General features: G+C 52.2%; 5 protein-coding genes. 3 read left to right on the top strand and 2 right to left on the bottom strand.

Annotation, left to right across the window (positions count from 1 at the left end; translation table 11 throughout):
- The coding region (gene mtnN / locus QVP67_RS10850; protein WP_288180124.1) for a 5'-methylthioadenosine/S-adenosylhomocysteine nucleosidase at positions 1-493 on the top strand (493 nt) is incomplete at its 5' end.
- 288 nt (positions 494-781) lie between these two features.
- On the opposite strand, the gene QVP67_RS10845 is transcribed toward mtnN, so the two are convergent.
- Together QVP67_RS10845 and QVP67_RS10840 are read right to left on the bottom strand one after the other, a co-directional pair.
- Complete coding sequence (locus QVP67_RS10845; RefSeq protein WP_022163585.1) at positions 782-2,842, bottom strand: acetate--CoA ligase family protein; 2,061 nt, start codon at positions 2,840-2,842, stop codon at positions 782-784.
- 465 nt (positions 2,843-3,307) lie between these two features.
- Positions 3,308-4,147: a PepSY-like domain-containing protein gene (locus QVP67_RS10840; RefSeq protein ID WP_288180123.1), complete on the bottom strand. Its 840-nt coding sequence runs from the start codon at positions 4,145-4,147 to the stop codon at positions 3,308-3,310.
- A 165-nt stretch (positions 4,148-4,312) separates the two neighbouring features.
- Between QVP67_RS10840 and metG the strand changes: the two genes are divergently transcribed.
- Positions 4,313-6,355, top strand: a complete 2,043-nt coding sequence (metG, locus tag QVP67_RS10835; protein ID WP_288180122.1) for a methionine--tRNA ligase — start codon at positions 4,313-4,315, stop codon at positions 6,353-6,355.
- 98 nt (positions 6,356-6,453) lie between these two features.
- On the top strand, positions 6,454-8,085 hold the full coding sequence (locus QVP67_RS10830; RefSeq protein WP_022163582.1) for an RNA-binding domain-containing protein: 1,632 nt from the start codon (positions 6,454-6,456) through the stop codon (positions 8,083-8,085).

Here is an 8,085-nt window from a genome sequence, read left to right as displayed (position 1 = left end):
GGCGGGAGGCATCGATACCCGCCTGCGGGTGGGCGACGTGGTGGCCAGCGACCGTCTGGTATATCACGACGTCTATTGCGGCAACGACGGAACCAGTTACGGACAGGTGCAGGGCATGCCCCTGTACTACGAAGCCAGCGCCCCGCTGCTGCAACACGCCCTGAACCTGAACGACGGCGCCGGACTGGAAAGCCGCATACACGGCGGACTTATCTGTACGGGCGACCGCTTTGTGGAAGCCGCCGCCGAACTGGCCGACATCAAGAGCCACTTCCCCGAAGGACTTGCCGTCGACATGGAGTCGGCCGCCATTGCACAGACGTGCTTCGTCTATGGTGTGCCTTTCCTCAGCTTCCGCATCATCAGCGACACGCCGGGCGCACACGACGACAACTTTTCGCAGTATCGTGACTTCTGGGCCACGATGGCCGAGCGTTCGTTCCGCACTACCTGGGCTTTTCTGGAAGGACTTGGCGAGGTGAAACAGCTTTGATTCCCGACAACGTATTAACAACACTTGCTTGGCTCGCGAACCAGGCAAGTTCAATTTAGCTGGATTATTGATAAAAGTAAGTGGAGCTGTGTATAAAGAACTATTATCAGATTAGGACTACTCAAACAGTAAACCGATAATCATAATATACACACTTTTTGTACATGTATTATCTTTATCGCTTCAGTACACTACAATAATAACATAATTCCCCAGTTAGCCTCCATCTTCCGGCCAACTGGGGAATAATTTTTTCCTAACTGGAGAAAAAATGATTGCCTGCGACGACTACTTCTCGATACGGATGCGCGCATCCACCGCAATCACATTCTTTTCGGTGGCCAGCAAAGGATTGATGTCCATTTCTTTGATCTCCGTAGCAAAGCGAAGGAGGGTGGAGAGGCGGACAATAATTTCGGCAAACTTGTCTTCGTTGACGCCCTTCTGGCCACGTGTACCCTTGATTATCTTATAAGCACGGAGGGAGTGGATCATGGAGTAAGCTTCTTCGTAGGACAACGGAGCGAGACCCGACGACACGTCTTTCAGCACTTCGACAAAGATGCCTCCCAAGCCGCACAGCACGACGTGGCCAAACTTCTCCTCGTACTTGGCACCGATGAACAGTTCCGTACCCTTCAGCATGGGCTGCACCATAACGGCGGTCACTTCGGGCAGCTGCATCATACGGTCGAACTCCAGCGCCAGGTGCTGCTCAGTCTTGATGTTGAGCACCACGCCACCTACATCGGACTTATGAACAGGGCCTACCACCTTCGCCACAACAGGAAACCCTGCACGGCGGGCAAAAGCCAGTACTTCTTCTTTCTTGGGCGACACAAACTCGTCGACCAACGGTATGCCTGCCGAATGGAGCAAGGCCTGTACCTGATTGGGGGCAATGTAGCCGTCGGTATCGATGGAGTCGATGATACGGCGGATGCGGGGCACGTCGACGCCAAACAATTCGATTTCGTTGGCGGCTGGACGCGGAGCATTCATGATGCGGGTCAGGGCAGTACCCAGTGTCACCTCGTCGGCAAAGTTCACGTGGCCTTTCTTCAGGAAGTCGGCCACCTCGGCTCCAGCCGTATTGATGGAAGGCAGAATGGGAAAAATCGGTTTACGGCAGGTCTGCATGGCTTCGTGCAGCACGTCGTACATCTCGAACATCGTCACCAGACCCGGCGTACCGAAGATGGCCATTACGGCGTCGATGTTGTCGAACTTGTTTTCGCAATAGTCCAAACACAGTTTCAGATGCTGGGGCGTACCGGTAGCCAGGATGTCGATGGGGTTACCCACCGCCGCACCGGGATAGAGTTGCGCTTTCAGTTCCTCGGCCAGGGGACCTTCGAGCTTCGGTACGTTCAGTCCGCCTTTGCTCAGGGCATCGGTCAGCATCACGCCCGGACCTCCGGCATGGGTGATGATGGCAAAGTTCTTTCCACGGAGTTCGGGCAGGGTAAAGATACAGCCTACGGTGGTCAGCTCCTCGCGCGAATAGCAGCGCACGATGCCTGCCTTGCGGAAAAGGGCTTCGACAGCCGAATCGCTGCTGGCAATGGCCCCCGTATGCGAACTGGCCGCACGGCTTCCGCTCTCGCTGCTCCCGGCCTTGATGGCAGCTATCTTGCAACCCTTCTTGATGAGCGAAGAGGCGTGGAAAAGCAGACGGTCGGGGTCGCCTATGCTTTCGATATAGAGCAGCTTGATGTGTGAGTCACGGTCGGGGTCGAAATGCTCGTCCATGTATTGCAACACGTCTTCCACTCCAATCTGCTTGGCATTACCCACCGACCATACGGAATTAAATTGCAAGCCTTTAGTCACGGCACTTTCCAGAATGAAGACAGCCGTGGCGCCCGAACTGGAGATGAGGTCCACACCCTGTGGATGCAGCTGCGGAATGGGCTGGCTGAAGACACTGTGATGCCATGCGTTCATGTAGCCGATACAATTGGGGCCAATAAGGGAGGCACCGTATTGGTTCACCGTAGCCAGTATGCGGTCTTCGAGCAAGGCTCCTTCGTGCGTCTCCTCACCGAAGCCCGCCGACAGAATGATGAATGCCCTGACCTGCTTCTCGGCAGCCAGCACATCTACTACATCGGGACACATCGGAGCCGGAATGGCAAGTATAGCGAGATCGGTTTCGGGAAGATCCTTCACGTCGGCATAAGCCTTGACGCCCTGCACTTCCGCTTCTTTCGGATTGACGGCACGCAACTCACCGGCATATCCGCCGCTGATCAAGTTTCTCAGTATAGCCCCTCCCGGCTTGTGTACATTATTCGAAGCCCCTACCACGACGATGCTGGCAGGATGCAATAATTGGGTTGTAATCATAGCTACTCGATTAATACGTTTATGTTGCACAAATATACTCTTTTTATGCAAAGGAACAATAGAAGCAGGTACGGAAAATCCGCATAAAGCACATCAAACATAAGGGAAAGGAATAACTGGATATGGTAGAAGCATACAGCTATGTAGCAGGAAGAATGCTCCCATCCTTTAGACAGCTTACATCTCGCGGCGCGAGACGTACATCCCGCGCGCTGAAATGTGTATCCCGACTGCCGAGATGTACATCCCGGCACGCGAGATGAAACGAAAGTAAGGAGAAAGACGATAGAAAGGTAGGGAAGAGAGGGGAAAAGGAGTAATGAGGGGCATGACAAAGACAGACCTTATCCAGGCACACCAAAGGACTGAAAAAGAAAAGGAGCACAGAAGTACGCCGATCGTTGAACACCCGTTTCGTACTCTGTGCCCCTCTGTATCTGGAAAACAGTCAAGAAAATACAACCGTTATTGCAGCACCGTCCCGTCTGCCTGCACCTTTACATATACATCCTGTTCGCCTTTCTCCAGTTCGATCAGGTAGTAATCGCCGGCAGGAGTCTGCACGTAGTCGGCATCGTCCATCACGAAACCGGCATGGGCGGCCAGGGCTGCGTCTTTTACAACCTGCGGAACATCGGTCAAACGTATGTCCCACGAAGTGGAAACCCACTCACCGGCAGTAGTGAAGCGTACTTCTTTCGCCATGCGGTCGTGAATGATGTCTACCTCTACCCAGTTGGCCTCGTAGTCAGTCTCTACAATGCTGGCACCGGGATAGTTCTTTTCGATAAAGGTACGCATGGCATCTGTCAGGTCGGAAGGCAAGTAGCTGCCGGAGCCACCGTCCGTATCGGGCACTTCCTTTACGAGAATACCGTCAACGTTGTAGTGCAGATCCATTTCCTGATTGCCCGACTCTACTTCAATCACGTAGACTGTCTCCATCGCTCTGCGTTCTACCATGTCCACGTCTTCTACCTTCCACTGGGCGTACTGGCTGCTTTGGAAAGCGCTTCTCACCGCTGCAGGCAGTGCATCGTAAGGCAGGTCGGTCTCGGTCATCTGCCAGATGCCGTCGGGAGTAAACCAGGCATCGGCCTCGTACCGGTCATTATAGAATTCGGCTACGTAATGGGCACCTTCCGTCTCCCACTTCACCACCTGTGTATTAGGATATTTCTCGGCAAAGGCATTTTGCAATTCGGCCGATACGGCAATACCTTTGTCATCATCGTCGTCACAACTTTGCAGGTTCAGACTCAACAGGCCAGCTGCCAGCAACATAAAAAACATCTTCAGTTTCATAATCATTTCCTTTCTTTTTTAGTTAATCATACTCATTTGTTTGCTGCAAAGATGAGGGCTAAATCTGGAAAGATTCTGGAAGTATATACCAAATTGGCAGAAAACCGCTATCTTTGCACATATTTATTTCCAAAAGCGTTCATAACAAAAGAGATACATACAGATATGGAAAAGAAATTCAAACGTACCACCGTGACATCGGCACTGCCCTATGCCAACGGACCTGTTCATATCGGACACCTGGCCGGCGTCTATGTACCGGCCGACATCTACGTCCGCTACCTGCGACTCAAGAAGGAAGACGTCATCTTTATCGGCGGAAGCGACGAGCACGGAGTGCCCATCACCATCCGCGCCAAGAAGGAAGGCTGCACGCCGCAGGACATCGTCGATCGCTATCACACACTGATACGCGACTCGTTCAAAGAGTTCGGCATCTCGTTCGACGTTTACGGCCGTACCACTTCCGAAATACATCACAAGACGGCTTCCGACTTCTTCCGCAAACTCTACGACAAGGGAGAATTCATCGAAAAGACCTCCATGCAATACTACGACGAAGAAGCCAAAACCTTCCTGGCCGACCGCTACATCACCGGCGAATGCCCCCGCTGCCACGCCCAGGGTGCCTATGGCGACCAGTGCGAGAAGTGCGGCTCCACGCTGAGCCCCACCGAGCTCATCAACCCCAAGAGCGCCATCAGCGGCAGCCAGCCCGTCATGAAGGAGACCAAGCACTGGTACCTCCCGCTGGACAAGCACGAAGGATGGCTGCGCAAGTGGATTCTGGAAGACCACAAGGAATGGCGTCCCAACGTCTATGGCCAGTGCAAGTCGTGGCTCGACATGGGATTGCAGCCGCGTGCCGTGAGCCGCGACCTCGACTGGGGTATCCCCGTGCCCGTAGAAGGTGCCGAGGGAAAAGTGCTCTACGTATGGTTCGACGCCCCCATCGGCTACATCAGCAACACCAAGGAACTGCTGCCCGACTCGTGGGAGAAGTGGTGGAAAGACCCCGAAACACGCCTCGTCCACTTCATCGGCAAGGACAACATCGTATTCCACTGCATTGTCTTCCCTGCCATGCTGAAGGCCGAAGGCTCATACATTCTGCCTGACAATGTGCCCTCGAACGAATTCCTCAATCTCGAAGGCGACAAGATATCCACTTCGCGTAACTGGGCCGTTTGGTTGCACGAATATCTGCAGGACTTCCCCGGCAAACAGGACGTGCTGCGCTACGTGCTCACCGCCAACGCTCCCGAGACGAAGGACAACGACTTCACCTGGAAAGACTTCCAGGCACGCAACAACAACGAACTGGTAGCCGTCTATGGTAACTTCGTAAACCGTGCCCTGCAGCTTACCAAAAAATACTTCGACGGCATAGTGCCCGCCTGTGGCGAACTGACCGACTACGACCGCGAAACACTGAAGGAGTTTGCCGACGTGAAGACCGAAGTAGAGAAGCTGCTCGACGTATTCAAGTTCCGCGATGCACAGAAGGAAGCCATGAACCTGGCCCGCATCGGTAACAAGTACCTGGCCGACACCGAACCGTGGAAGCTGGCAAAGACCGATATGAACCGCGTACAGACCATCCTGCACATCGCCCTGCAACTGACAGCCAACCTGGCCATTGCCTTCGAACCCTTCCTGCCCTTCAGCAGCGAACGCCTGCGCCATATGCTGAACATGGAAAGCTTCGACTGGGCCAACCTGGGACGCACCGACCTGCTGCCTGCCGGACATCAGCTGGGCACACCCGAACTGCTGTTCGAGAAGATTGACGACGAAGCCATCCAGGCACAGGTAGACAAGCTGCTGGCTACCAAGAAGGCCAACGAAGCAGCCAACTACAAGGCTAACCCTGTGAAACCCGTCATCTCGTTCGAAGAGTTCGAGAAGCTCGATATCCGTGTAGGTACCGTACTCGAATGCTCGGCCGTACCCAAGATGAAGAAGCTGCTCCAGTTCAAGATTGCCGACGGTCTGGAGAACCGCACCATCGTAAGCGGCATCGCCCAGCACTACAAACCCGAAGAGCTGGTAGGCAAGCAAGTATTGTTCATCGCCAACCTGGCTCCGCGCCAGTTCAAGAACGGCCTCGTCAGCCAGGGCATGATCCTCTCTGCCGAAGACTACGACGGTTCGCTGGCCGTCACTTCCGTACTGCGCGAGGTGAAGCCGGGAAGTGAAGTGAAATAAACCATCAACGATGAAGAATGAAGAACGAAGAATGAAGAATTGCCTGCGGACAACCATCATTCTCCCGTTCTTCATTCTTAATTCTTCATTCATCCATCATGCCCTTTACGATTGAAGACATACAACAACTGATATCTGCCGAAGAGTCCGACTCGCTGGAATTTAAAGAAACAACCGGACAGCTGACTCGGGGAATGGAGACAGGATGTGCCTTTCTGAACTCAGAGGGTGGAGGATATCTTCTGTTTGGTGTGACAGACAAGGGCATTATACGCGGACAAGAAGTGACGGACAGTACCCGACGGGATATTGCAACAGCCATCCGGAAATTTGAGCCTGCCTATACTCCTCACATACAATACGTCTCGTTGCCTTCCTCTTCGCGCCAGGTCATCGTAATCCATTTTATAGACCAACTTGGCCGAAAACCCTATTTATTCGACGGAAAACCATATCGGAGGATTGAAAGCTGCACATCCGTCATGCCCCAACCTCTGTATCATGATTTGCTCCAACGGCGAATCCCCCGTCCCGACTGGAGTGCCCAAATCGTAGATAATGCCACCATCGATGACCTCGATCCGCTGGCCATACGGAAAGCCAGAGAACTGTATGCCTCCAAGCACAAGGAAAAGGCGCAGGAAGCAGAAAGCTGGGACGACATGACTTTCCTGAACAAAGCCAAAATAACTGTCAAGGGAAAGATTACCCATGCCGCCATTGTTCTGTTAGGCAAGGAAGAAAGTGGTGCCCTTCTTTCGCCTGCCGTCGCACAGATACGCTGGATCCTGAAAGATTCGCAGGGGAATGAGCGTGACTACGAAATAAGGGGATGTCCCTTTATCCTGAATGCCGAAGCAATTTTCAAGAAAATAAGGAATCTGAAATACAGGTACATCAATCCGGAGTTTCGAACGTTGTTTCCCGAGGAAGTCGATACGTACGAACCCTATGTCATACGTGAAGCGCTCAATAATGCCATTGCACATCAGGATTATACGTTGGGAGGGCAAATCAATGTGGTAGAATACGAAGACAAACTGGTCTTTTCCAATAAAGGCAGCTTCATCCCGCAAAGCATCAGCAATGTGCTCGAAAATGATGCTCCCGAAGAAGTTTACCGCAATGCCTTTCTGGCAAGAGCCATGGTAGATTTGCGAATGGTCGATACAATCGGCAGCGGCATTCGGAAAATGTTCAACTTCCAGCGCCAGCGATTATTCCCTTTACCCGACTATAATCTGCAAAACAACCACGTGCAGGTGACCATCATCGGAAAAATTATCAATATGGAATATGCCAACATACTGGCCAACCACAAAAACCTGACGCTGATGGAAGTGGAAGCATTGAACAGGGTTCAACTGGGACATCCGGTAAGTGACAAGGAAATAGCCTGGCTACGCAAAAAACGGTTAATCGAAGGAAGAAAGCCGAATCTGCTCATTGCCAAACATGTGGCACAACAGTTGAACCAAAAAACCGATTATTCCAACAATAAGGGATTTGAAGACAGTTACTATTGCGACCTCATATTAAAAGCACTAGCCGAACATCATTCCTTGAGCAAACAGGAAATAACCAAACTATTGTGGAAGAAGTTGCCTGATATACTCAATGAAGATCAGAAACGCTCCAAGATTGGCAATCTGCTAACCAAGCTAAGGAAACAAGACAAGATTGTGAATCGTTCAAGAGGCATACATTCCGAATGGTACTTGAAAGAGTGA

This window comes from Bacteroides sp. CAG:633, from assembly GCF_000435115.1.
Classification (GTDB): Bacteria; Bacteroidota; Bacteroidia; order Bacteroidales; family Bacteroidaceae; genus Bacteroides; species Bacteroides ndongoniae.
The sequence above is the reverse complement of the archived record's forward strand: the minus strand, read 5'-3'. Positions and strand labels throughout refer to the sequence as shown.

Bases quoted from the DNA above. Each gene is read 5' to 3' on its own strand.
- QVP67_RS10845 (WP_022163585.1), bottom strand. From the start codon at position 2,842: ATGATTACAACCCAATTATTGCATCCTGCCAGCATCGTCGTGGTAGGG.
- QVP67_RS10840 (WP_288180123.1), bottom strand. From the start codon at position 4,147: ATGAAACTGAAGATGTTTTTTATGTTGCTGGCAGCTGGCCTGTTGAGT.
- metG (WP_288180122.1), top strand. From the start codon at position 4,313: ATGGAAAAGAAATTCAAACGTACCACCGTGACATCGGCACTGCCCTAT.
- QVP67_RS10830 (WP_022163582.1), top strand. From the start codon at position 6,454: ATGCCCTTTACGATTGAAGACATACAACAACTGATATCTGCCGAAGAG.